Annotated in this window: 26 protein-coding genes; 18 read left to right on the forward strand and 8 right to left on the reverse strand. The window is 61.0% G+C overall.

All coding sequences use genetic code 11. From position 1 onward, the window contains the following. Positions 1 to 118: 118 nt before the first annotated feature. From M0H32_RS25435 to M0H32_RS25465, 7 genes are all read right to left on the reverse strand, one after another. Complete coding sequence (locus tag M0H32_RS25435; protein WP_248159180.1) at positions 119 to 376, reverse strand: hypothetical protein; 258 nt, start codon at positions 374 to 376, stop codon at positions 119 to 121. Next, positions 369 to 1,715 (reverse strand): DNA cytosine methyltransferase, encoded by a 1,347-nt coding sequence (locus M0H32_RS25440; RefSeq protein WP_248159181.1) that lies wholly within the window; start codon positions 1,713 to 1,715, stop codon positions 369 to 371. The genes M0H32_RS25435 and M0H32_RS25440 overlap by 8 nt, the downstream gene beginning before the upstream one ends. Positions 1,716 to 1,782: 67 nt before the next feature. Next, on the reverse strand, positions 1,783 to 2,187 hold the full coding sequence (locus tag M0H32_RS25445) for a very short patch repair endonuclease (protein WP_248159182.1): 405 nt from the start codon (positions 2,185 to 2,187) through the stop codon (positions 1,783 to 1,785). Positions 2,188 to 2,297: 110 nt separating this feature from the next. Beyond that, positions 2,298 to 2,645, reverse strand: coding sequence for an SMR family transporter (locus tag M0H32_RS25450; protein WP_248159184.1), 348 nt, complete (start codon positions 2,643 to 2,645; stop codon positions 2,298 to 2,300). Between the two features lie 395 nt (positions 2,646 to 3,040). After that, positions 3,041 to 3,859: a hypothetical protein gene (locus M0H32_RS25455; protein WP_248159185.1), complete on the reverse strand. Its 819-nt coding sequence runs from the start codon at positions 3,857 to 3,859 to the stop codon at positions 3,041 to 3,043. Positions 3,860 to 4,040: 181 nt separating this feature from the next. Continuing rightward, on the reverse strand, positions 4,041 to 5,489 hold the full coding sequence (locus tag M0H32_RS25460) for an aldehyde dehydrogenase (RefSeq protein ID WP_248159186.1): 1,449 nt from the start codon (positions 5,487 to 5,489) through the stop codon (positions 4,041 to 4,043). A gap of 20 nt (positions 5,490 to 5,509) precedes the next feature. Further along, positions 5,510 to 6,214, reverse strand: coding sequence for a GntR family transcriptional regulator (locus M0H32_RS25465; RefSeq protein ID WP_248159187.1), 705 nt, complete (start codon positions 6,212 to 6,214; stop codon positions 5,510 to 5,512). Between the two features lie 209 nt (positions 6,215 to 6,423). On the opposite strand from M0H32_RS25465, the gene M0H32_RS25470 reads away from it, so the two are divergent. The 16 genes from M0H32_RS25470 to ptsN all read left to right on the forward strand — a co-directional run bounded on the left by M0H32_RS25470 (position 6,424) and on the right by ptsN (position 21,185). Continuing rightward, entirely contained in the window at positions 6,424 to 7,617 is a 1,194-nt protein-coding gene (locus tag M0H32_RS25470) for an amino acid ABC transporter substrate-binding protein (protein WP_248159188.1), read from the forward strand. A 584-nt stretch (positions 7,618 to 8,201) separates the two neighbouring features. Next, positions 8,202 to 9,065, forward strand: a complete 864-nt coding sequence (locus M0H32_RS25475) for a branched-chain amino acid ABC transporter permease (protein ID WP_248159189.1) — start codon at positions 8,202 to 8,204, stop codon at positions 9,063 to 9,065. Further along, a complete protein-coding gene (locus M0H32_RS25480) occupies positions 9,062 to 9,988 on the forward strand; it encodes a branched-chain amino acid ABC transporter permease (protein WP_248159190.1) in 927 nt (308 codons plus the stop codon). The genes M0H32_RS25475 and M0H32_RS25480 overlap by 4 nt, the downstream gene beginning before the upstream one ends. Further along, positions 9,985 to 10,716 carry an ABC transporter ATP-binding protein gene (locus M0H32_RS25485; protein ID WP_248159191.1) on the forward strand — a complete coding sequence of 244 codons (732 nt, stop codon included), beginning with the start codon at positions 9,985 to 9,987 and terminating at the stop codon, positions 10,714 to 10,716. The genes M0H32_RS25480 and M0H32_RS25485 overlap by 4 nt, the downstream gene beginning before the upstream one ends. Next, a complete protein-coding gene (locus M0H32_RS25490; RefSeq protein ID WP_248159192.1) occupies positions 10,716 to 11,426 on the forward strand; it encodes an ABC transporter ATP-binding protein in 711 nt (236 codons plus the stop codon). The genes M0H32_RS25485 and M0H32_RS25490 overlap by 1 nt, the downstream gene beginning before the upstream one ends. Before the next feature lie 98 nt (positions 11,427 to 11,524). Further along, positions 11,525 to 13,897, forward strand: coding sequence for a heavy metal translocating P-type ATPase (locus tag M0H32_RS25495; protein ID WP_248159193.1), 2,373 nt, complete (start codon positions 11,525 to 11,527; stop codon positions 13,895 to 13,897). After that, positions 13,894 to 14,313 carry a Cu(I)-responsive transcriptional regulator gene (gene cueR, locus M0H32_RS25500; RefSeq protein ID WP_248159194.1) on the forward strand — a complete coding sequence of 140 codons (420 nt, stop codon included), beginning with the start codon at positions 13,894 to 13,896 and terminating at the stop codon, positions 14,311 to 14,313. The genes M0H32_RS25495 and cueR overlap by 4 nt, the downstream gene beginning before the upstream one ends. Further along, positions 14,313 to 14,738, forward strand: a complete 426-nt coding sequence (locus M0H32_RS25505; RefSeq protein WP_248159195.1) for a c-type cytochrome — start codon at positions 14,313 to 14,315, stop codon at positions 14,736 to 14,738. The genes cueR and M0H32_RS25505 overlap by 1 nt, the downstream gene beginning before the upstream one ends. A gap of 15 nt (positions 14,739 to 14,753) precedes the next feature. Continuing rightward, positions 14,754 to 15,209, forward strand: coding sequence for a c-type cytochrome (locus M0H32_RS25510; RefSeq protein WP_248159196.1), 456 nt, complete (start codon positions 14,754 to 14,756; stop codon positions 15,207 to 15,209). Between the two features lie 130 nt (positions 15,210 to 15,339). Then, positions 15,340 to 15,960: a ribonuclease D gene (locus tag M0H32_RS25515; protein WP_248159197.1), complete on the forward strand. Its 621-nt coding sequence runs from the start codon at positions 15,340 to 15,342 to the stop codon at positions 15,958 to 15,960. A 50-nt stretch (positions 15,961 to 16,010) separates the two neighbouring features. After that, entirely contained in the window at positions 16,011 to 16,661 is a 651-nt protein-coding gene (lptC, locus tag M0H32_RS25520; RefSeq protein ID WP_248159198.1) for an LPS export ABC transporter periplasmic protein LptC, read from the forward strand. Positions 16,662 to 16,664: 3 nt separating this feature from the next. Beyond that, positions 16,665 to 17,243, forward strand: a complete 579-nt coding sequence (locus M0H32_RS25525; RefSeq protein WP_248159199.1) for an LptA/OstA family protein — start codon at positions 16,665 to 16,667, stop codon at positions 17,241 to 17,243. Between the two features lie 140 nt (positions 17,244 to 17,383). Next, positions 17,384 to 18,139: an LPS export ABC transporter ATP-binding protein gene (lptB, locus tag M0H32_RS25530; protein ID WP_248159200.1), complete on the forward strand. Its 756-nt coding sequence runs from the start codon at positions 17,384 to 17,386 to the stop codon at positions 18,137 to 18,139. Positions 18,140 to 18,228: 89 nt separating this feature from the next. Beyond that, positions 18,229 to 19,782 (forward strand): RNA polymerase factor sigma-54, encoded by a 1,554-nt coding sequence (gene rpoN, locus M0H32_RS25535; protein WP_248159201.1) that lies wholly within the window; start codon positions 18,229 to 18,231, stop codon positions 19,780 to 19,782. Between the two features lie 287 nt (positions 19,783 to 20,069). Continuing rightward, positions 20,070 to 20,657, forward strand: a complete 588-nt coding sequence (gene hpf / locus M0H32_RS25540) for a ribosome hibernation-promoting factor, HPF/YfiA family (RefSeq protein ID WP_248159202.1) — start codon at positions 20,070 to 20,072, stop codon at positions 20,655 to 20,657. A gap of 60 nt (positions 20,658 to 20,717) precedes the next feature. Further along, the gene (gene ptsN, locus M0H32_RS25545; protein WP_248159203.1) at positions 20,718 to 21,185 is read left to right on the forward strand and encodes a PTS IIA-like nitrogen regulatory protein PtsN; all 468 of its coding nucleotides are present in this window, start codon (positions 20,718 to 20,720) and stop codon (positions 21,183 to 21,185) included. A gap of 73 nt (positions 21,186 to 21,258) precedes the next feature. On the opposite strand, the gene mdoH is transcribed toward ptsN, so the two are convergent. Further along, positions 21,259 to 23,034, reverse strand: coding sequence for a glucans biosynthesis glucosyltransferase MdoH (mdoH, locus tag M0H32_RS25550; RefSeq protein WP_248159204.1), 1,776 nt, complete (start codon positions 23,032 to 23,034; stop codon positions 21,259 to 21,261). Positions 23,035 to 23,180: 146 nt separating this feature from the next. Here mdoH and M0H32_RS25555 point away from each other — a divergent pair, with 146 nt between their 5' ends. Next, on the forward strand, positions 23,181 to 24,194 hold the full coding sequence (locus M0H32_RS25555) for a zinc-dependent alcohol dehydrogenase (protein WP_248159205.1): 1,014 nt from the start codon (positions 23,181 to 23,183) through the stop codon (positions 24,192 to 24,194). 48 nt (positions 24,195 to 24,242) lie between these two features. Beyond that, positions 24,243 to 24,641 (forward strand): 6-pyruvoyl trahydropterin synthase family protein, encoded by a 399-nt coding sequence (locus M0H32_RS25560; protein ID WP_248159206.1) that lies wholly within the window; start codon positions 24,243 to 24,245, stop codon positions 24,639 to 24,641. Position 24,642 lies beyond the last annotated feature (1 nt).

Genomic DNA, 24,642 nt, shown 5'->3' on the forward strand with positions numbered 1-24,642 from the left:
GTCCCGGTTATGCTGTCGGCGAGTGATATCATCCCAGGGCATTCGATCCTCCATCTTCTAGACAAAGACGGTTGAATCACAACCCTTTGATATCACTCAACTACTTTTAAATCGGGCTCTAAACAGCTCGACCAGCGAGCTCAATTATCCATTCTTTTTCGTCGGGCTGAGTTTCCAATATTGAATCAGGTAGTGAGATCCGAAATCTAAACGAATAAAGTACGTCGCCAAGGTTCTTGGGTAAGGCGATGTCTAGTGCATTTGCCGCGACTTCAATATCGTCGCGAGCAAATTCAAGTTCAGTTGAACCTTCCTCGAACCGGTCAAAAAAAATCTTTTCAATAAGAGCGCCGTAGCGATTAACTGTTTTATCCATACGCCGTCCTTTTGGCGATCAATGTCTCTTCGATTTCTTCTTGTTTACGTTTTTTCGCACCGCTTTTCCTGTCTCTACGTGAGGGAATTGGAGGTACTCCAAACTTTTTCGCTGCCGCCGTAAGGTCCATTTCAAGAAGGCTGCGCCTGCCAAGTTCAATAGCATAGTCCGGTTGCGTGGGAGTAACGCCCAGAGCGTCAATCACTGCGGTCGCAACCGCACGAGCGAGAGGTGGGGGAACTGAGTTGCCAATCTGACGTGCGCCGTGCCATTTGGTTACGTGAAATCGAAACCAATCAGGATACCCGTGCAGACGAGCCATTTCACGCACAGAGATGCAGCGGGGATATTTATAGTGCACTGGTCGAGGGCTGGTGAATGCGCCCCGAGAACCGTCTGTGCCTGCCCGCAGCGTATTCGATAAGCCGTTGGCGGCGAGCTTGTAGAAGCGACTGATGGGTTCAACGCTCCCTGGTTCAGTAGCGGCAAAGCGCTTGCGCGAGATTTCAGTATGTTCAGTTCGAGCGCTTGAGGTTAATTTATTTGGCTGCCAAAGCCTTTGATAGCCGAAGTGCCAAGAATTATTTTCGAGACAGCGCATTTTTTTTCCGTAGGAAGAAAGAGCGCCAAATTTTACACTATTGACAGTATCGCCGGACAAAAGAGAAGGAAATTGATCGACATCAGGGAGGTCGCCAATAGCTTCCTCTACAGTTGGGCCAAGCGGTAAACCTTCAATCGGCTTCTTACCATCGGCTGCAGTTGTCACTGCGCCAGGATAATGAGGTAAATTTTCTCCCTTCTTTGCACCTATCAATATTAGCCGCTCTCGGTGTTGGGGTACGTCGAAATTTGAAGCGTTAAGAACCGTACCCTTCTTGTTCTTAAAGTTTACTTCGTAACCGTGGCTTTCAAATTCGCAGGCTAATTCTTCTAGAAATTTCTTGTGTTTGCCGACCGTCAAACCTTTGACGTTCTCAAAAACGAATGTGCGTGCATCGAGCTCAGCTACAAGCCTAACAAATTCCATCACCAAAGCGTTGCGAGGATCGTCGAAAGCGCGATGCCCAATCAGAGAAAATCCCTGACACGGAGGGCCGCCAAATACGCAATCTACCCGTCTATTGCCGATTCCTGCTCGTTCACGGATTTCCACCGCTGATAAACCGACAACGGACTTTGGAATTATTGCAGTCTCTGGAAAGTTAAATTCGTGTACCGCGCAATGCACCGGATCAATTTCTACTGCGGCAACGACGTCGAAGCCTGCCTGTTCGAAGCCGAGGCTCATACCGCCGGCGCCGGCGAACAGGTCAATACCGATCGGTCGTTTGTTCATGGTATGTCCCTCTTTTGATTCTGCACCATAGCGCAAACGGTTGTGGTTGTCGATCGGAAAAATGGATTTACTCTTGCAGAAAGCTGCGCAGTTTTTTCTCTAGTGCATCGTGATCGTCGATCTCGCATTGCCAGACGTCTAGCAGACGCCAATCCAGTTCTTCGAGTTCACTTCTTTTTCGAGCATCACGTGCCTTATTTGCTGTGATTTTTGGGCCCCAATATTCGAGTCTCGATTTTGGTAACTGACCCTTCGGGCAGCCGTGACCGTGCCAGAAGCAACCATTTACATTTATTGCTCTTTTCTTACTTCTAAACACTATGTCGGGCTTGCCAGGAAGGTCTTTCGGATGGAGCCGGAATCTAAAACCCATGGAATGCAGTAGCTTTCGAACAACTAGCTCAGGCGCGGTATTTTTGCTTTTCACTGACTGCATAATGCGTCGGCGTTGTTCAGGTGTTCTTGTGTCCATGGTGCAAAATATAAGGGGAATCTCAAAAATGTTCCATGATGAGTGAGGGGTTGTACTTGAAAAGTTGAAAGGGCCAGAAGGCCTTAATTAAGGAATGCAGCGAAGCCCCCTCAATGCCCCACCGCCTTCGAAAACACGTTGATCACCACCACCCCGGCGATGATCAGCCCGAGGCCCAGGATCGCGGGCAGGTCAAGGGTCTGTTTGAAAACCAGCCAGGCCACAAGCGTGATCAGGACGATGCCGGCGCCGGACCAGACGGCGTAGACGATACCGGTGGGCAGCACACGGATCGGGTAGGAGAGCAGCCAGAAGGAAATGGCATAACCGATCACCGTGATCAGGCTCGGGGCAAGCTTCGTGAAATTTTCCGTGCGAGCCAGGGCGGAGGTGGCGATGACCTCGGCGAGGATGGCGGCGGCGAGGAAGAGATAGGTGGTGAGCGGCGTCGCGGGCATGATGGGGATCCTGGCGTGGCGGATTTCTTGGCGGGCACGCATCGGCGGCGGCCGTCTTCCCAGTTACCACGAAACCAGCCGGCCCGCGCGGGCGCTCCGGACGCCAGACAGGCCTGAAAACGTCCTCCCGGGTCATGAGGTGCGGGGCGGGCAGCGTTCAGGTGGGGGCGAGGGACGGGGGGCTTTGACGGCAACGGCCTGGACAAAATGCTCCGGCGGCCGGTCCGCCAGGTGGTTGCCTTGGCGGCAAACGCGGGCGGTTCAGCGGAGCAGGCGCCTGCCGGTCGATCCGGCGAGCTGCTTTCAAGGCGCGGGTTGTTGTCTGTCCGGTTGTCTTCCGGCCCCTCAAAGTCCTTCCGGGCTCTGGCGGAAAGCGGCCATCCGCCAGCCAGCCTTCAGAACTTGTAGGAACTTTCCAGCAGCAGGCCGTAGCGGTGGTAGTTCTGGTCGAAGACGACCTTCTCGCCGGTGACGACATAGCGCCGGTCGAAGTTGGACTTCAGCCACCAGTAACGGCCGCCGACACCCACTTGCCAGTTCTGCGTCAGGTTGGCGGTCAGCATGGCGTCGGCCTCCAGGCCATAGGCCCAGTTGCTTTCCCAGCTCTGGATCTTGTTATGCGCCCAGGGCACGCCGGCGACATCCACCGACCAGCCAGCCCGCTGGCCGATATCGCCTTCCGCGCCAAGGCCGACCCGAAGCGCGTGCCAGTCCCGGGATTGCTCGTAGGTGCGGGAGTTGTAGCGCATGGACAGGTCGTCGGAGAGATACTGGTAGCCGGCAAAGCCCTTCAGGCGCGCATGCCCGCCCGCGAATCGCGCCACCTGCCAGCCGCCGTCGACCACCACATAGCTGAGCGTTGTGTTGTCCTTCTGGTCCATTTCCACGCCGAGATAGTCCGCTTCGCCGCTGACATTGCGGCCGAGGCCGACATAACCGCGCACAAAGGCGTTCGTGGTGGTGTCCTCCAGGGTGCCGACAAGTTCCGCCGTGTGCGATTTGACATTGTCGGTGGAAGAGAGATCGAAGCCGGTGCCGAGAAAACTGGAATTGTCCAGGTCCGACCGGGACTGGCTGTACCAATAGCGCAAGCCGATGCTGCCACGCAGGCTGGAGGTTTGGTAAAGCTGGTTGTCCGCCGGATAAGGATCGGCCGCAAGGACGGGGGACGCCAGGCAGGTCACCGCCCCAAGCGCCAGGAAAAGTCTTTTCATCACTGAAACACCGTTCGTTCGAAAAGGGATCGATTCGCGTTATTGGTGTGCCAGTTTATTGCCACTTATGGTTAATGAGGCGTGAAACCGCACCTGTGAAAAAGGACGATGCCAAGTTCCCGGTTCGGAAGCCGTGCCGGGAGCGAAGTGCTTGACGCAGAGGCAGAATTCAGGGCTGGCCTTAGATCGGATAGCCCTGCGCCGGGTCCTCGATGGTGATCCAGCGCAGCTCGGTGAATTCGTTGATCCCGGCCGAGCCGCCGAAGCGGCCATAGCCGCTGGCCTTGACGCCGCCGAAGGGCATTTGCGCTTCGTCGAACACCGTCGGGCCGTTGATGTGGCAGATGCCGGACTGGATCTGCTGCGCCACTTCGAGCGCCCGGCGCGTGTCCTGGCCGAAGACCGCAGCCGACAGGCCATACTCCGTGTCGTTGGCGATCTCGATGGCATGTTTTGTGTCGCGGGCGCGGATCATGGTGGTGACCGGGCCGAAGCTTTCCTCGCCATAGATGCGCATGTCGGGCGTGACATGATCGACAATGGTCGGCGCCATCACCGTGCCGACGTCCGGCACGCCACCGCACAGAAGCTTCGCGCCCTTGTCCAGGGCATCCTCGACCAGCAGGCGGGCATGATCGACCGTGTCCCGGTCGACCACGGAGCCGATATGGACAGGCGTGTCCGGCGCGCCGACGGTGAGGGCGCCGGCGCTGGCGGCGAATTTTTCCGCAAAGGCATCGGCGATCCTTGTGTCCACCACGACCTTTTCCGTCGACATGCAGATCTGGCCCTGGTTCATGAAAGCGCCGAAGCGGGCGGCGTTGACGGCCCCGTCCAGGTCGGCATCGTCCAGCACCACCAGCGAGGCCTTGCCGCCGAGTTCCAGAAGGCAGGGTTTCAGATGCCTTGCGGCACGCTCGGCGATGATCCTGCCGACCCTTGTGGAGCCGGTGAAATTGATCCGCCGGGTTTTCGGATGGTCGATCAGGGCGTTGACCACTTCCGGCGCATCGGCCGCCTCATGGGTCAGGATGTTGAGCACACCCGCCGGCAGGCCGGCATCGGCCATGACGTCGCCAAGCAGGCGGTGCAGCCCGGGGCATTTTTCCGAGGCCTTCATCACCACGGTGTTGCCGCAGGCGATCGGCAGGGCGAAGCAGCGCACGCCGAGGATCGTCGGCGCGTTCCAGGGCGCCATGCCGACGAGCACGCCGACCGGCTGGCGCAGGGCCATGGAAAAGGAGCCCGGCTTGTCGGAGGGGATGACCTCGCCCTTGATCTGGGTGGTCGCGGCGGCGGCCTCGCGCAGGATCTTGGCGGCGAACATGTTGTTGAAGCCGAGCCAGGGTGCGGTCGCGCCGGTTTCCCTGATGCCGACGGCGACAAAGTCCGGGGTGCGCTCTTCCAGGAGATCGGCGGCCTTGTTGAGGACCTTGCGCCTTTCGCTGGGGCCGGTCTTCGACCAGCCTGCGAAAGCGGCGTCGGCGGCGTTCACGGCCCGGTCGACATCGGTGGCGGTGGCGGCCGCGGCCAGGCTGGCGCGGTCCCCGGTTACCGGGTTCCTGCGTTCGAACACGGCGCTGGTCGCCGCCGCCCGGTCCTCGTTGTCAATGAAAAGGCCGTAATCCATGCCGGGTCTCCTGAAGTCGCTTAAGTGTCGTCCTTGCCCGTGAACAGGGCGGAATAGACGAGGGTCTGGTTGGCGTGTTCGCGCATGATCGATTCCGCCCGCTGCGGATCGCGCTTTGAAATGGCGTCGTAGATCAGCCGGTGCTGCATGTTGCCGAGACGCAGGCGCATCAGGTCCTGTTCCGGCTTGTCGCCGCTGAAGACGACCGTGCCCAGCTTGACCATCGGCAGGGTTTCCATGCGGTCGAAGGCAAAGCCGATATAGTCGTTGCCGCATTGGCGCATGATGGTTTCGTGAAAGGCGACATTGCCGTCCTGGTAGCCGGCGATCTTGGCGCCGGTGTCCGTTTCCGCCTCCAGCGCCGCGTCCATCGCGCCGATGACCTCGCGCAGGGTTGCCTCGACGGAAGCGCTCATGCCGGCCTTGGCCAGCGTACCGGCGGCGAGGCCCTCCAGCACGCCGCGCACCTCGTAGGCATGCTTGATGTCGCCGAGATTGAACTCCTGCACGGTGAAGCCGCGGCCGTCGCGTTTCTTGATCAAGCCTTCGACTTCCAGGGCGCGCAGGGCGAGGCGCGCGGGCGTGCGCGAGACGTCGAACATGTCGGCAACGCTGACTTCGCTGATCTTCGAGCCGGGTGCCAGTTCGCCGTCCATGATCATGCGATGCAGCACCGCCAGAACGCGTTTGTCGGACGGGGAGGCGTCGTTTGTCTTGGCCGTCATGTCATCTGCCATTTTGGATCCAGAAATCGTCAAGGGCGTCGAACCTAGCACAGGTAATTTTCCATTTATGTATCCAAAAATCATGAAATGTCATCATTTTATTTCGAAAATTGGCGTAAATGAATTCATTATGTTGCCATGATCAAAATTTATGGATACAAAATTGAGGTGCTCGGGTTTGGTCCGGAGCGCGACTGGGAGGACTTTCGATGCGTAAACTTTTCCTTGGAGCAACGGCGCTCACCGCCGCGCTGCTCGCAACGACCGCCTTCGCGGCGGACCCGATCAAGATCGGCCGGGTGGTGCACATGACCGGCCCGGCGGCCGGCGGCGACGCCGTCAGCCACACGCCCAATGTGAAACTCTGGGTGAAGCAGGTGAACGATCGCGGCGGCCTCAAGGTCGGCGACGAGATGCGGCTCATCGAGATGGTCGAATATGACGACAAGTCCAATCCGGCAGAGATGATCAAGGCGGTGCAGCGCCTGGCGACCCAGGACGATGTCGACTTCCTGCTGTCGCCCTGGGGCACGGGCTTCAATGCCGCGGCCGCGCCGATCTTCGCCAAATACGGCTATCCGCAGATCTCGGTGACCAACATCACCGACGAGATCCCCGAGCTTTCCGAGCGCTTTCCAGGCATGTTCTTCACCCTTGGCAGCACCACGGGCTTTGTCGAGGGCCTGCGCGACACGCTGAACAAATTGCGCGACAGTGGCGCCATCGGCAACAAGGTCGCCATGGTCAATGTCGCCGACAGTTTCGGCATCGAGCTCGCCGCCGTTGCCCGCGAGCTGCTGCCGGCGGCCGGCTACGAGATCGTCTTCGACAAGTCCTATCCGCTCGGCACGGCCGACCTGTCGCCGGTGGTCAAGGGCGCCAAGGCGGCCGAACCGGATGCCTTCATCGCCTTTTCCTATCCGCCCGATACCTTCGCGCTGACAGAACAGGCGATCATCGAGGACCTGAATGTCGGTGCGTTCTATACCGCCGTTGCCACTGCCTTCCCGGCCTATGCCGGCAAGTTCGGTTCCAAGATCGAGGGCAATCTCGGCGCCGGGGGGGTCAATCTCGACCAGGAGGCGATGAAGGCCTACCGGGCGGCCTTCACCAAACACAATGACGGTCCGCCGGAATACTGGGCGGCGGCCACCTATTATGCCGGTCTGCAGGTTCTCGAACAGGCGATCGAAGGCGCGGGCACCACCGACAGGCAGGCGGTGACCGACTTCATCAAGGCCAATGAATTCGACACGGCCATCGGCGCGATCAGCTTCGACGAGCACAACGAGTCCAGGCATTACTGGACGGTCGGTCAATGGAAGGACGGGGCCTTCAACGCGGTCGCGGGCGTTGGCGTTCCGGTCGGCATGGAGCCGGTCGCCAAGGACGGCTGGAACTGAACCGGCCGCTACTTCACGGGCCGGTTCGCGCCGGCCCGTTTCTTCTGGCTCGATGCCGAAGAAGGCAGCGCGGAAAGCGGGCAGCCACCCTCGGTGTCACCCCGGACGAGCAACGCGAGATCCGGGGCCCACTCATTTCCAGAGAATTGGGGCGTGTGGCACGATCTGAGAGATTTGCCAAGCGGATCTGCGAGTAGGCCGCGGCTCGCGCTGCGCTTGGCCGGGGGGCACCGAAGGGTGCGGTGTGATCGTGCCAGAGAGAGGGCAGTGGTTATTTCGTGTGTTGAATTGTGAATGGAACCGTCACGTTTGGTCTTGCTCCCGTCTCCCCCCTTGCGGGGGAGATGTCTCTGTCAGGAGACAGAGGGGGGGGACGGTCTATCGGCAATGACTGTGGTCCGAATTCGTGGTGAGGCTTCACCCCCCTCTGTCCGCATAGCGGACATCTCCCCCGTAAGGGGGGAGACAGGAGCAAGCGGTGACGCCTGTTTCGGACAGGAAAAGCGAGGCGCAGTTAAATGCCTTTCTGGAGAACGAAAGCAAATGGGCAACAAGACCCCGGTGCGGGTGAAGTGGAAAGCTGAATGGACATCCTGATATCCGGCCTGCTGCTGGGCGGGACCTACGCGCTGATCGCCATGGGACTGACGCTGCAATATGGCGTCGCGCGGATCATGAACCTTGCCAATGGCGAGGTGCTGGTGATCGGCGCGCTGACGGCGTTCCTGGTCTACACCTCGCTGGCGGTCAGTCCGCTGGTGACGGTTCTGGTGATCGCACCGCTGGCCTTTGCCGCCAGCTGGCTGGTCTACCGCATCCTGCTGCTGCCCCTGGTCAGGCGGGCCAAAAACCAGGGGCAGCTGGAGGTGGATTCGATCCTGGCGACCTTTGGCATGGGTTTCTTCCTGGTCGGCGGGATGGTGTTCATCTATCCCGAACTCTTCGCCTATTCCTATCTGGCGGTGCCGGTGGATCTCGCCGGCACGACGGTCGCCGCCAACCGGCTCGTCGCCTTTGGCGGCGCGGTCCTGATCGGGCTGGCGCTTTATCTGTGGCTGAACCGCACCCGGGCAGGCCTGGCGGTGCGCGCGGTCGCTGTCAGTCCGCTGGCGGCCGGCCTGGTCGGCATCAATGTCGAAAAGACCAGCGCGCTCGCCTTTGCCATTGGCGGCATGATCACCGCCATGGGGGGTGTCTTGATCTCCACCTTCATCACGCTCGATCCGTCCTTCGGGGTCATCTTCACCATGAAGGCGCTGATCATCGTCATCATGGGCGGGGTCGGCGACATTCGCGGCGCCATCGTTGCGGCGCTCATTCTCGGTGTTGTCGAAACCGCGGTGGCGACCCTGATCGATCCGGGCCTGACCCTGGCCGCGGCCTATACCATTTTCCTCCTGGTGCTGCTGTTCCGGCCCGAGGGCCTGTTCGGCCGGAGGCCCGCATGATGCCCGCGTCCCTACGTCCGCTCCTGGTGGCCGGGGGCCTCCTTGGGCTGGCCGGTTTCGTGCCGCTGGTCGCCGACGGCTACTGGCTGTCGATTGCCGTCACCATCCTCATGTATGTGGCGCTCTCGACCTCCTGGGCGCTGTTTTCCGGCCCGACACACTATATCGCGCTCTCCACCGGGGCCTTTTTCGGCATAGGCGGCTATCTCGTCGGCCTCGGCATGAGCGACTATGATCAGAGTTTTTGGGCCATGGCCGCCATCGCTCCGTTTGTCGCGACCGGTCTGGCGGCCCTGATCGGCTGGGCCACCCTGCGCCTCTCCGGCGTCTATTTTGTCATCTTCACGCTCGGGCTCGCGGAGATGATCCGCAACCTGATCAGCTGGATCCAGAACAATTTCCTCGGCAGCCGCGGGCTTTATGTGCTGACCGACCTGGACGAGCGCCACATCTACTGGATGTTGCTGGCGATCACCGCCGGTGTCTTCCTGTTCGGCTGGCGGCTCGGGCGCTCGCGGCTGGGCTTCGCGCTGCGCATTCTCGGCAATGACGAGGAGGTCGCCCGCCATGTCGGCATCAACACGGCGCGAACCAAGATCCTGATGTTCATGACGACCGGTTTTGTCGCCGCCCTGGTCGGCGCTGTGGTGGCGCCGCGCTATTATTACATCGAGCCGAACGTGGTGTTCTCCCCCGAACTCAGCTTCATCGTGGTGATCATGGCGCTGCTTGGCGGCACGCGCCGGCTCTATGGGCCTCTGCTCGGCGTCATTCCCTTCACGCTGCTATGGGAAGTGATCTCGGTGTCCTTCCCGAACGCCACCACCATGGTGCTCGGCCTGACCTTCCTTTTGATCGTCTACGGCATCCCGAACGGCATCACCGGGCTTCTGTCCGGCTTTGCGGCAAGGAGAAGCGCATGACCCCGGGCGATCCGATCCTGTTCGTCAACAATGTCACCAAACGCTTCGGCGGTCTGGTCGCGGTCAACAATGTCAGTTTCGAGGTGCGCGAACACGAGGTCATGGGCCTGATCGGGCCGAACGGCTCCGGCAAGTCGACCACCATGAACATGATCTCCGGCGCTCTCAAAGCCACCTCCGGCTCGATCACGCTGAAGGGGCACGACCTGACCCGGGCAAAGACCTTCGAGAATGCGCGCTTTGGTGTCTCGCGCACGTTCCAGCTGGTGCGCATCCTGCCCGAACTCTCCGTGCTGGAAAACGTCATCGCCGGCGCGGTTTTCGGTCACAAACGGCGCTGGGGCGCCGAGGCGGAAGCGTTCGCGGCCGGACTGCTGGAGCGTGTCGGATTGGCGGAGCGGATCACCGCACCGGTCGGGTCGCTGACCTATATCGACCAGAAACGGCTGGAGCTTGCCCGCGCGCTTGCCGGAGAGCCGAGCGTGTTGCTGCTGGATGAATGGCTGGCCGGGCTCAACCCCTCCGAATTGAAGGTCGGCATCGACCTTGTCGCAAGCCTCCGGCAGGAAGGCCGCACGATCATTCTGGTGGAACATGTCATGGACGCCATCCGTTCGCTCTGTGATCGCTGTCTGGTGATCAATTCCGGCACCAAGATCGCCGAAGGCACACCGGACGCGGTGCTGTCCGACCCGGACGTGATCCGCGCTTATCTCGGAGAGGGCTGATGCTGGAGATCCGGAACCTCACCGTCACCTACGGACTGCACAAGGCACTGCAAGGCGTCAGTCTGACGGCGGAAAAAGGCGAAGTGGTCGTCATCCTGGGCGCGAACGGGGCAGGCAAGAGTTCGCTCCTCAGGGCCATTGCCGGCATCAGCGAAGGCGATGTCGCTGGCGACGTTACGCTTGCCGGTGCATCACTGCGCTCCCTTGGTGCTGACCGGATTGTTGAGCAGGGCATTGCCTTCGTGCCGGAAGGCCGCGGCATTTTCGGCGATCTCAGCGTCTGGGAGAACCTGATGCTCGGAGCCTATCCGGAGCGCGCGCGGGCGCGCCGCAAGCAGAACCTGGAGCGGGTGGTGTCTCTCTTTCCGAAACTGGCGCAGCGGCGCGGACAGACGGTGCGCACCATGTCGGGCGGCGAACAGCAGATGGTGGCGATCGGCCGGGCGATCATGTCCAACCCAGACATCCTGATGCTGGACGAACCGTCCCTCGGCCTGTCGCCGCTGCTCTGCAGGGATCTCTTCGAAAACCTGTCGAAGATCCGCGAGACCGGCATCGGCGTGCTGCTGGTGGAGCAGAACGCCAAGCAGAGCCTTGCCATGGCCGACCGGGGCTACCTGATCGAGAACGGCCGGATCACCGGCGAGGGCCAGGCGGACGCGCTGCTCAGTGATCCGGCAGTGCAGAAGGCTTATCTGGGCGGGGTCTGAAGCGCCCTTTGCGTCTACGCAATTCCCCGTCTTGACCTTCCAGTGACTGGAGGTTCTATCTGCAGGGTCAGCGAAACGCGATCAGAGCCGTCAGGACCATGCAGGACACAGCAGATACCCCCAACGAAATCCAGCCGGAAGACAAGGTCCAAGACCCGGTCTGCGGCATGTCGGTCACGCTCGGCAAGGGCAAACCCTCGCTGACATACAAGGGCCGGGACTATCATTTCTGCAATCCCAAGTGCCACGACAAGTTCGAGGCGGACCCGTATTTCTACGTCTCCGGCAACAATAAGAAGAAAAAACAGCTGGAGGCGGAAAAGGACGCGGGCGGCGCGCTCTATACCTGTCCCATGGATCCGGAAATCGTCCAGGAAGGCCCCGGCACCTGCCCGATCTGCGGCATGGCCTTGGAGCCGATGAGCGGTGTTTCCGACGAGCCGAACCATGAACTGATCGATTTCACCCGCCGTCTCTGGGTCAGCGCGCTGGCGGCGATCCCGCTCCTGATCCTGACCATGGGGCCGATGCTGGGCGTGCCGATCCGCAGCTGGATCGGCGAAGGCGTCGCGATCTATCTGGAAGCCATCCTGGCAACGCCCGTGGTGCTGTGGGCGGCGCTGCCGTTCTTCCAGCGTGGCTGGACCTCGCTGATCACCCGAAAATTCAACATGTGGACGCTGATCATGATCGGTGTCGGCGCGGCCTATCTCTATTCCATGGTGGCGGCCTTCCTGCCGTTCCTGTTTCCCGAAGCGCTCAAGAGCGAAACCGGTCACATGCCGGTCTATTTCGAGGCAGCGGTGGTGATCATCGCGCTGGTCTTTGTCGGCCAGGTGCTGGAGCTGAGGGCACGCGAGCGCACGGGCGACGCCATCCGGGCTTTGCTGGATCTGGCCCCCAAAACCGCACGGCGGATCACGCCGGAAGGCGATGAGTACGACGCGCCGCTGGAGAACATCCTGGCGGGCGACCGGCTGCGGGTGCGGCCGGGCGAAGCGGTGCCGGTGGACGGCGAAGTGCTCGAGGGCGGCTCATCGGTGGATGAAAGCCTTGTCACAGGAGAACCGGTGCCGGTGGAGAAGAACCCGGGCGACACGGTCACCGGCGGCACGCTCAACAAGACCGGTTCCTTTGTCATGGAGGCCAGGCTGGTCGGTGCCGACACCATGCTGGCCAAGATCGTCGACATGGTTGCCTCGGCGCAGCGCTCGCGCGCGCCGATCCAGGGCCTGGCCGACAAGGTCGCCGGCTATTTCGTGCCGACTGTTGTCGGTGTCGCGATCCTTGCCTTTGTCGTCTGGTTGCTTGTCGGACCGAGCCCGGCTCTGGTCCATGCGATCATCGCGGCGGTCTCCGTCCTGATCATCGCCTGTCCCTGCGCGCTTGGCCTGGCGACGCCGATGTCGATCATGACGGCGACCGGACGTGGCGCCCAGGCGGGCGTCCTGGTCAAGACCGCGGAAGCGCTGGAGCGTCTCGCCTCGGTTGACACGATTGTCGTCGACAAGACCGGGACCCTGACGGAAGGCAGGCCGGTTGTCAGCGAGCTCGTCGCCGCAAAGGGTGTCTCCGAGGACGACCTGTTGCGGCTCGCAGGGGCCCTGGAAAAAGGCTCGGAGCATCCGCTGGCTGAATCCATCCTGGCGGAAGTCAACAAACACGGTCTCGACCTGCCGGATGCTTCGGGCTTCGAGGCGGTTACCGGCAAGGGCGTCCACGCCACAGTCGACGGTGCGGAGATCCTGTTCGGCAATGCCGATTTTGCCGCCGACAGCGGTGCCGATCTCTCAAGCCTCAGGGATCGCGGCGAGGAGCTTGCCGAACTGGGCAAGACAGTCATGTATCTGGTCAAAAAGTCGGGCGGTACCGCACAGCTGATGGGACTGATTGCCGTTGCCGATCCGGTCAAGGCAAATGCCAAGGCCGCCATCGGCGCCCTGCATGAGGACGGCATCAGGATCGTCATGGCGACCGGCGACGCGCCGCGCACGGCCGAAGCCGTTGCCAGGGCGCTCGGCATTGACGAGGTGCGCGCGGGTGTCTTGCCGGAAGGCAAGAAACAGCTCATTGAAGACCTTAGGGCAAAGGGCAAAGTGGTCGCGATGGCGGGGGACGGCGTCAACGACGCCCCGGCGCTGGCGGCCGCCGATGTCGGCCTCGCCATGGGAACGGGCGCCGACGTTGCCGTGGAAAGTGCCGGTCTGACCCTTTTGAAAGGCGATCTGGAAGGGATCTTGCGGGCGCGGACGCTGGCGCGCGAGACCGTGCGCAACATCCGCCAGAACCTGTTCTTCGCCTTTGTCTATAATGCGGTCGGTGTGCCGATTGCTGCCGGCATTCTCTACCCGGTCTTCGGCATCCTGTTGTCGCCGATGCTGGCGGCGGCGGCAATGAGCCTGTCGTCGGTGTCGGTGATCAGCAACGCGCTGCGGCTGCGCCGGCTGAAACTCGAAAGGGGCGGGGCATGAATATCGGTGCGGCGTCCGAGCAAAGCGGCCTGCCGGTCAAGACCATCCGCTACTATGAGGATATCGGACTGGTCCGGCCCGCCCGCAGCGAGAACGGCTACCGCGAGTTTCTCGACAGCGATCTGCAGCGCCTGAAATTCCTGCAGCGGGCGCGCAGCCTCGGCTTCTCCATCGAGGAATGCCGGGAGCTGCTGTCGCTTTACGAGGATCGCAACCGCGCCAGCGCGGATGTGCGGGAAATCACCAAGACCAAGATCAAGGAAGTGGATCGCAAGATTGCCGAACTGCAATCGTTGAAACGGGTTTTGTCGGACCTGGTCAAGGCCTGCCATGGCGATGACCGGACGGATTGCCCGATCATCGACGATCTTTCCGGCGGCCTCGACACGGCGTTCGAGGACAGGGGGAAAAGCTGATGCGCAGGACGTTTTTCTATCTGTCGGCCGCCTTGTCCCTGACCGTTCTTGCTGTGCTGGCCTGGGGCTGGCTGACCGAAGAGGACGCACCTTCAGAAACGGCGGGCGCTGCGATCGTTTCGGTGACGGTGCCGGAGCTGACCGGCGCGGCACTTGAGGGCGAGGCGCTGTTCCAGCAAAACTGCGCCGTCTGCCATGGCGACAACGCCGCCGGGCGCGACGGCATCGGTCCGCCTTTGGTGCACAAGATCTACGAGCCGGGCCATCACGGCGACGGCGCGTTTTACCTGGCGGCGCAACAGGGGGTACGGGCACATCACTGGCCATTTGGAAACATGCCGCCTGTCGAAGATGTGACCCAAAAGGACATTGAAAGCATCATTGCCTATGTGCGTAAACTGCAGCGGGCAAACGGAATCAATTGACGGAGAGGATGAACCATGCGGATTGGACGGACCGGACTTGTCGTGCTGACGAGCGTTTTTGTTGCGGGCGCTGCTCTCGCGCATGAAGGCGCAACCGGCGTCGTCAAGGAGCGCATGGACCTGATGTCGGATATCGGCGACCAGATGAAGATCATCGGCACCATGATGAAGAGCGGTCCCTACGATACCGCGGCGCTGGCGGCTGCCAGCGGCAAGATCGCCGCGCATGGCGGACCGGCGATGTTGAAACTGTTCCCGGAAGGCAGCATTCAGGAAAAGAGCGAAGCCAAGCAGGAAATCTGGACCGACTGGCCGAAATTCCAGGCCTATGCCGGTGAACTGGAAGCTTCGGCACAGGCGCTACAGGATCTCGCCGAGGAAGGCGCCGGCAAGGAACTGACCGGCCCGGCCTTCGGCACGCTGGCGGGCACCTGCAAGAGCTGCCACGAATCCTTCCGGGTGAAGAAATAGCCGAGGTGGCTTGATCCACGGACTCGAGCGGTCTTCCCGCTTGCCACATGCGGCAGCATGTTCTACCTCACGGTCAACTTAAACGTTTTTGTGCTGACGGCGCCGGACCGGCCAGAGGAGATGACACGCCATGACCATCCGCTATCACGAGGGCGATCTGCCCGATCTCTCGGGCTACCAGAGTGCAAAGGCTGTGGCGGTCGACAGCGAGACCCTCGGGCTCAATCCGCACCGGGACCGGCTGTGCGTGGTGCAGCTCTCGGCGGGCGACGGCTCGGCGGATGTGGTTCAGATCGCCAAGGGGCAGACCGGCGCGCCGAACCTCAAGGCGTTGTTCGAAGATCCGTCCAAGCCGAAAATTTTCCACTTCGCACGATTTGATGTTGCGGTGCTCCGGCACTATCTGGGAATTCAGGTCACGCCGGTCTGGTGTACGAAGATCGCCTCCAAGCTGGTCAGGACCTACACGGACCGGCACGGATTGAAGGACATTACGCGCGAACTGCTCGGAGTAGAGCTGTCGAAACAGCAGCAGAGTTCCGACTGGGCCGCCGAGACCTTGAGCGATGCGCAGCTTGCTTACGCGGCCTCCGACGTTCTGCATTTGCATGACCTGAAGGAAAAACTGGAATTCATGCTTTCCCGGGAAGACCGCGGCCATATTGCCGACGCATGTTTCCGGTTTCTTCCCGTTCGCGCCGAGCTCGACCTGAAGGGCTGGGAAGAAAACGATATTTTTGCCCATTCGTAATCGATAACGGGCCCGCCAGCCGAGCCCGGGGGCCATTCGCGGAGACGCCGTTGACTGCAGCCATGGATCAATTAGGGGGAGAGGCTCCCAAACGGCGCTACAGCCGCGCGCAACGCGCCGCCCGGAGGCACAGCCTCCTTGTGCATGTGATGCGCTGGCTGTTTCCCGGGATCGGCCTTGCGATCCTCGCGGGCATGATCGGCCTTGTGGTTCTGTTCAACATCCTGAGCGGCTTTGGCGCGTCCAACGTGATGCTGACAAGCGAAGGCCTGGTCATGGACCAGCCGGAGCTTTCCGGCCATGACGGTGAGCGCTCCTACAAGGTGACGGCGACCCGGGCGATCCAGCGTCTCAGCGATCCGCGCATCATCGATCTGGAAACCATCCGGGCCGATATCGTGCTCTCCAAGGACCAGCGCGCGGAGATAATCGCGCTCAAGGGCACCTACAACAACGCAGCCGAGACACTCCGGCTCTACGAGGGCATCCAGCTGGAGTGGAGCGAAGGCTACACTGTCGACCTTTCGGAAGTGGAGATCGACCTCAACAACGGCGCCCTGTCAACGTCCGAGCCGGTCTCCATCCGTTCAGCTCAGGGTCATGTTGTCTCCGGCAAACTCGATTATGATCAGACCAAGGGACTGGTGCGGTTTTCCGACAGCATCAAGATGACCCTCAATCCGGCCTCGCAAGGACAATAGGCAATGACATTTTTCAAACGCTTGATGATTGCATCGGCAGCAGCGGTCCTGTTCGCGGGGGCGGCGCAGGCCCAGACCTTTTCCGATGCCTTCGCCGGCTTCGGCTCCAATGACGGCGAACCGATCGACATCGAAGCCAGCGAGCTCAGGGTCGAGGACAACAACTCCACCGCGACCTTTGTCGGCAACGTGGTTGTAACCCAGGGCGAAACCAGCCTGAAAACCCAGCGTCTCAAGGTGTTCTATATCGGCTCCGGCGCCGAGCAGTCCAAGGACAGCGCGGTTCAGCAGCGCATCTCCCGCCTGGAAGCAGCCGGCGGCGTCTATATCACCTCCAAGGACCAGACCGCGCGCGGCGATGCCGCCAGTTTCGATATGACCCGAGAAGTCATGGTCATGACCGGCAAGGAAGTGGTGCTGAGCCAGGGGCCGAATGTGGTTGTCGGCAACAAGCTCACCGTCAACCTGAAGACCGGCCAGGCGAATCTTTCCGCCGGCAGCGGCAACGTCTCCGGGCAGGGCGGTGGCAGCGGCCGGGTCAAGGTTCGCATCCAGCCCAACAGCGTGCAGGACGGAAATTAATTGCGGCTGGTATAAGTTTGTTTGCGGGCTCCGACTCGACACTCTGGCCCGCAGACCTTATGTGAAGCCGCGACAACGAATGCATGGACAACGCATCAGTGAACAGAATTCCCCCGGACGATAACGATTTGCAGGGAAGCATGCCGGGTTCCGCCTATGCGGCGGAAGACCTGAGCCAGGCCCTGGTCGTGGACGGCATCGGCAAGACCTATGGCCGCCGTCAGGTGGTGAAATATGTCTCCTTGACCGTGAAGCCCGGGGAAGCCGTCGGATTGCTCGGACCGAACGGCGCCGGCAAGACCACGACCTTCTACATGATCACCGGCCTGATCCGGCCTGACCAGGGCCAGATCTCCCTGGAAGGCTTCAACATCACCCGCATGCCCATGTACCGGCGCGCCCGTCTCGGCATCGGTTATCTGCCCCAGGAAGCCTCGATCTTCCGCGGCCTCACGGTCGAGGAAAACATCCGTGCGGTTCTCGAGGTGATCGAGCCGAACCGCCAGAAACGCCGCGAGGAACTCGACGAGCTCCTGGCCGAATTCGGTCTCACACACCTGCGCAAATCGCCAAGCATCGCGCTGTCCGGCGGTGAGCGCCGGCGCGTAGAAATCGCCCGTGCTCTGGCCAGCCGGCCGTCCTTCATGCTGCTTGACGAACCCTTTGCCGGCATCGATCCCATTGCCGTCGGCGACATCCAGCAGCTTGTGCGGCACCTGACCCAGCGCGGCATCGGCGTGTTGATCACCGATCACAATGTCCGCGAGACCCTCGGTCTGATCGACCGTGCCTATATCATTGCGGCGGGTGAGGTTCTGACCGAAGGTCTGCCGCAGGAAATCGTCACCAATCCGGATGTGCGCCGGCTTTATCTGGGTGAACAGTTTACCCTCTGATGACAGGTTAGGCTCTAAGCTATACACTCGGTCTGCAACAAATAAGCAAGAAGCAGACCAACTGGGTAAAGCGGGCACCTAAGAGTCAGATGGCCATTTCAACAAAACTGGAGATGCGGCAGAGCCAGTCGCTGGTGATGACGCCGCAATTGATGCAGGCGATCAAGCTCCTGCAGATGTCCAATCTCGATCTGGTCTCTTACGTCGAAGCCGAGCTGGAACGCAATCCACTGCTGGAAAAGAGCGACGCCTCCGACGCGGCGCCGGAAAGCGGCAATGGCGCGGACAACCAGGCGGAAGCCTTCGCTGAAGCAGCGGAGCCACAATCCGGCAGCACCGACGAGCCGGGCTCCGGCGACTGGATGCAGAACGATCTGGAGACCGGGTCGGAGGCCATCGCCTCGCGCATGGACACCGATCTCGGCAATGTCTTCCCGGATGAGCCCGGGGTGCCGGCTTCGCCCGATCCCGCCATCCTGAAGGCCGGCGACAGTTACAAGAACGTCTCCAGCGGCGGTGCGTCCGAGGACTACAATCTGGAGGCCTTTGTCGCCGATGAAGCCTCGCTGGTGAATTCTCTGGAAGAGCAGATGCATCTGGCGCTGAACGATGAAGCGGACAAGATGATCGCCGGGCACCTGATCAATTCGCTGGATGAAAACGGCTATCTCTATCTCGACCTCGGCGAGACCGCGGAACTCCTTGGTGTAGAGCTGGAGCGCGTCGAAAGCGTTCTGGCCGTCTTGCAGACCTTCGAACCGGCCGGCGTGTTCGCGCGCGATCTCGCGGAATGCCTGAAGCTGCAGCTGATCGACAAGAACCGGTACGACCCGGCCATGGAAGCGTTGATCGACAATCTCGAGCTGCTGGCGAAACGCGACCTGAACGCGCTGCGCAAGGTCTGCGGTGTCGACGATGAAGACCTGATCGACATGATCGCCGAAATCCGGGCGCTCGACCCCAAGCCCGGCAGCGTTTTCGGCTCGTCCCTGGTGCAGCCCGTCGTGCCGGATGTGTTTGTGCGGCCAGCCAATGACGGCACCTGGGCGATAGAACTGAATTCCGACACCTTGCCGAAGGTGCTGGTCAACCAGACCTATTTTGCCAAGGTCATCAAGACCGCACGCAACGAGACGGAAAAGGAATACCTGACCGACTCGCTTCAGACCGCCAACTGGCTGGCCAAGAGCCTCGACCAGCGCGCCAAGACGATCCTGAAAGTGTCGACGGAAATCGTTCGTCAGCAGGACGGCTTTCTGACCTACGGCATCGCCCATTTGCGTCCGCTCAACCTAAAGACGGTCGCCGAGGCCATCGGCATGCATGAATCAACTGTCAGCCGGGTGACCTCGAACAAGTTCATGGCCACGCCGCGCGGCATTTACGAGCTCAAATATTTCTTCTCCTCGGCCATCTCGGCAACCGTCGGCGGCGACGCCCATTCGGCGGAATCCGTCCGGCACAGGATCAAGCAGATGATCGATGCCGAGGACCCCAAGGCCATCCTGTCGGATGACACGCTTGTCAAAATTCTGAAGGATGACGGCATCGATATCGCCCGGAGAACAGTGGCGAAATACCGCGAAGCCATGAAAATCGGCTCGTCGGTGCAGCGGCGGCGGGAGAAAAACAGCCGTTTGTAGGCGCAAGTTGCACCGCGTCGCCAGGGGTCAGACGCAACTTTCCCAAAGTTTCAGAGATTTCCACCGAAACAATACCTTGGAATTACACGGTGGTTTCTGAACATTGTTACGATATTTCATAATCAATTGACTCTTTGATCCGGCGCAATTATAGCACCGCCCTCGTGACGTAATCAGGGGATGGCGCTTCGGCGCTGACTGGTCCATTCTGTAGGCTTGAAACGTTTCGCGTTTCAGCGCCGGCGCTCGCCGGTGACCCGCGGTCAATAGAAAAAGAAGAGGTCCCCATGGCTTTGCGGATTTCGGGTAAGAATGTTGATGTTGGCGATGCAATGCGCGAACACATCACAGACCGAATCGAAGACGCTCTGGAAAAATATTTCGCAGGCGGATTTACAGGCCACGTTACGCTGAGCAGGGAGGGCACCGGTTTCAAATCGGAATGCAGCCTGCACCTGGACACTGGAATTGTGCTTCAAGTGTCCGCGCAGGATCAGGACCCGCGCAACAGCTTCGATCAGGCTGCTGACAAGATCGAAAAACGGTTGCGGCGCTATAAGCGCAAGCTGAAGGATCATCACGGCCACAACGGGGCCGACCGGGAAGCCATGGAAGCAGCGTCTTACGTGCTGGCTTCACCGGAGGAAGACGAGGAAGTGCCGGCGGATTTCAATCCGCTCGTCATTGCCGAGACTTCCGCGAAAGTTAAAACGATGACCGTCGGAATGGCGGTCATGGAGCTGGATCTGACCGAAGCGCCGGTTGTCATGTTCAAAAACGCGGCAAATGGCGGTGTCAATGTTGTTTATCGCAGATCCGATGGCAATATAGGCTGGATTGACCCAGCACTGGTGGCCACTGTGGCCGCCGAATAGTGATGCGGACGGGACCGGCTTCCATGGGGAAGCCGGTTTCCGAAACGAGTAGGCGAACTGATGGATCTTAGTGATCTTCTGGGTAAAGACGCAGTGATTGCCGGCCTGAAGGCCAAAAGCAAGAAACAGGCAATCCAGGAACTTGCAGGCAAGGCAGCGGAGCTGACCGGCCTTTCGGAGCGGGAAATTTTCGACACGCTCCTGCAACGCGAGCGCCTGGGCTCCACGGGTGTGGGCCACGGTATTGCCATTCCTCACGGCAAGCTGACGCGCCTGGACCGGCTCGTCGGTCTGTTTGCGAAGCTGGACAAGCCGGTCGATTTCGATTCGCTCGACGATGAACCGGTCGATCTGGTGTTTCTGCTGCTGGCGCCGGAAGGCGCGGGCGCCGACCATCTCAAGGCCCTTGCCCGGATTGCGCGCCAGCTGCGCGACGGCTCGGTTACGAAAGGCCTGCGCGGGTCTTCCGACAAGCAGGAAATCTACGATCTCCTGACCCAGCCGTTGACCTCGTCCAACGCAGCTTAATCGATTCAGTTGTAGCGGCATGAAAAAAGACCGGCCAAGGGCCGGTCTTTTCGCGTTTTCGGGACAGTTTTTCTTAAGCTTCGACCGGCTTGGCGTCGCCTTGACCGAGATCGGACTGCGTGGCCATCGGGGCCGTTCCCTTGGTGAGGGCGGGCAAATGCAGGGCCTGCAGCTCTTCCGGCGGCGTGGTTTCTTCCGGTATGCGCCACAGGGTCGAGCGGACGGCGATCCTGCCGAGGGTCGGCGTGGAGGTTCCGATCGCGATGATCGTGGCCAGAAGCGGACCAATGGCCACCGGGATGACCGGCCACACCAGGGCAAGGTCCTGGCCTGACAGCCACGCCAGACCGGCAAGCCCGAACAGGGTCTGGGGCCACAGCTTTTGCAAGGTCAAAAGCACCGGCAAACGCTGGACGCCGCGCGCCTGGGCGCCCCAGCCGATGGACTTGCCGAACAGCAGTCCGCCCATGAAAAGGGTGTGGGCGACCGCCATGATCGGCGCCAGCATGGCGGCATAGACGATTTCCGCGCCGACGCTGAGAAGAACGCGCACCGGGCCGCCAAAGGCACGGCGCAGATCCTTGCGCGCCAGCACATCCGCGACGGTCGCAAGTTTCGGCGCGAACACCATGGTCAGAACGGTGAAGAACAGCGCTGCGCCCGTGTCGGCCCGGTAAGGCATGTAGTCGGTGACCATGCCGAGAATGGCGGCGGCGGTCATGAAACCGATCCAGGCCGGCGAGCCCAGGAACATCAGGATGGCCAGCACCAGCTGGGCACGGCTGATCGGTTTCAGGCCGGGCAGGCCGAGCAGGCGGCGGTATTGCAGATTGCCCTGGCACCAGCGCAGGTCCCGGCGGATGAACTCCAGCAGATGTGGTGGATTGGCCTCGTAGCTGCCCGTTTCCAGCGGCAGCACGCGAACTTCAAAGCCCGCCCGGCGCATCAGCACGGCTTCCACCTGGTCATGCGACAGAATGGTGCCTGACAAGGGACCTTTGCCCGGCAGTTCCGGCAGGCGGCAATGCTCCTTGAAGGGCTGGATCCTCAAGATCGCGTTGTGCCCCCAATAGGGACCGCAATCGCCCTGCCACCAGGCGCTGCCGATTGTGTAGGAGCGCATACCGAGACGCATGCCGAACTGGAAGACACGGGCAAAGGCGCTGTCCGTCGGCAGGCCGACGACGAGGCTCTGCAGGATGCCCACCTTCGGATTGGCTTCCATGCGCCGCACCAGGCCCGTGATCGCCTCCGCGGACATGTAGCTGTCCGCATCCAGCACCAGCGCGAAGTCGTGCCGGTCACCCCAACGGTCGCAGAAATCCTCGATATTGCCGGCCTTGAAGCCTCTGTTGTTGCTGCGGCGGCGATAGATGACTTCCATCTGCCCGGCGAAACGCTCCGTGAGCCGTGCCGTCATCTGCTGTTCTTGCAGCGCGATGTCGTTCATGTCTGTGTCGCTGAGGACATAGAGCGTGAAATGTCGGGCCTCGTCCGCGCGAATGAGCTGCGCCACCATCGCACTCAGATTGGCCTCAAGGGACGCGGCGTCTTCGTTCCGGACGCAGGACAGAAGCGCCGTGGAGCTGGTCAGCCGCCGGTCAGCGTTGCCGTGCTCGATCGGGCAGACGGCATCGACCGGGTTTTTGGCAAGCCGCATGACCAGAAGTCCGATCACGGCGTTCCAGAAACCGATGATCGTCCAGGGCAGCGTGATCAGGAAACAGGCCAGGATGAACAGATCCAGCGGTGTGTATCCGCCGGGTGACAGCGTCACGGTCATCAAGGCGCCGAGGCCGACGAAGCTGACGGCGAGGAGGGCAAAAAAGAGGACGCGTCGGGCGGTCATGGAGGCGATCGATCCTTTAAAAGCAGTCATGTCGAAGACTCGAAACATTTTTGTGACTTCCAATCGCGGCGGTCATCGCAATAGTGCGCATGTCAAAATGTCCTAAGATTGACGGAGCCAGGGTTGATGACCGGAGAGGATAAAGCATGACCGCGGACACACCGGTGACGTGCGACACAGGCAATTCCAGGGCACTGTGGTACACGGGCCCCGAGCAATGCGGGTTGGAGCAGGCGGCGGTCGCCGGCGTTAAGGCCGGCGAGGTCCTTGTCCGCTCGCTTTTCAGCGGCATCAGCCGCGGCACCGAAGGGCTTGTGTTCCGGGGAGAGGTTCCGATGAGCGAATGGCAGCGGATGCGCGCGCCCTTTCAGGCCGGCGACTTCCCGTTTCCCGTCAAATACGGTTACGCCAATGTCGGCGAGGTCCTGGAGGGCGACCCCGGACTTGCCGGTCGTATCGTTTTTTCGCTCTATCCGCATCAAAGCGTCTTTACTCTCCCGTCAGATGCCTGCGTTCCGCTTCCGGACGGTGTACCGGCCGAACGTGCTGTTCTGGCGGCCAATATGGAAACGGCACTTAACGCTTTATGGGACGGAAAACCATCACCTGGGGATCACATCTGCGTGGTCGGCGGTGGTGTCGTCGGCCTTTTGACCGCATACGTTGCCGGGCGGCTGCCTGGATCAAAAGTGACGCTGGTCGATCGATATCCCGGTCGTTCTGCCGTAGCGGAAGCTTTGGGGCTTGGTTTTGCCCTGCCGGAGGACGCACCGCGCGACCAGGATCTTGTCTTTCATGCCAGCGCGACGTCCGCAGGGCTCGCCACCGCGCTGCAATGCGCCGGCGACGGTACCTCCGTCGTCGAGATGAGCTGGTATGGGGCCAATGAGGTCCAGGTGCCGCTCGGCGCCGATTTCCATTGCCGCCGTCTCAAGCTGGTGTCCAGCCAGGTCGGAACCATTCCGGTCGAGCGGCAGGCGCGCTGGAGCTACCGCCGGCGCCTGGAAACGGCAATGACCCTGCTCTGCGATCCCGCACTGGATCGTCTGATCAGCCATCGCCTGCCTTTTGCCGACCTGCCGCAGCGCCTTCCCGAAGTGTTGAACAAAGCGTCAGATGTCTTGGCGGCCGTGGTCGTCTATGAACCGGAAAGCCACTGACATCTCTGAACGACCCATCGAAGACCCAGTTATTTCAGGACGATAAGCATGTTTGCAGTTGAAGTACGCGACCACGTGATGATTGCCCATTCCTTCAAGGGGGACCTGTTCGGTCCGGCCCAGGCCCTGCATGGCGCCACCTTTGTCATCGACGCGGCCTTCCTGGCCGAGAGCCTGGATGCCAACGGGGTTGTCATCGATATCGGCCGGGCGCACCAAGCCCTGAAGGAAGTGCTCGAGTCGCTCAATTACAAGAACCTCGATGAAGTTCCCGAATTTTCCGGCATCAACACCACGACCGAGTTCCTGACCAAACATGTCCACGATCACCTGGCTCAGGCGGCCCGGGACAACCGGCTGGGCCGGCCCGGCCCGGAGCTGGCCGCCATCCGCGTGACGATCTCCGAAAGTCATGTGGCGCGCGCCTGGTATGAAGCGGCGATCTGAT

The organism is Roseibium sediminicola (genome assembly GCF_023156505.1).
In the GTDB taxonomy this organism is placed as follows: domain Bacteria; phylum Pseudomonadota; class Alphaproteobacteria; order Rhizobiales; family Stappiaceae; genus Roseibium; species Roseibium sediminicola.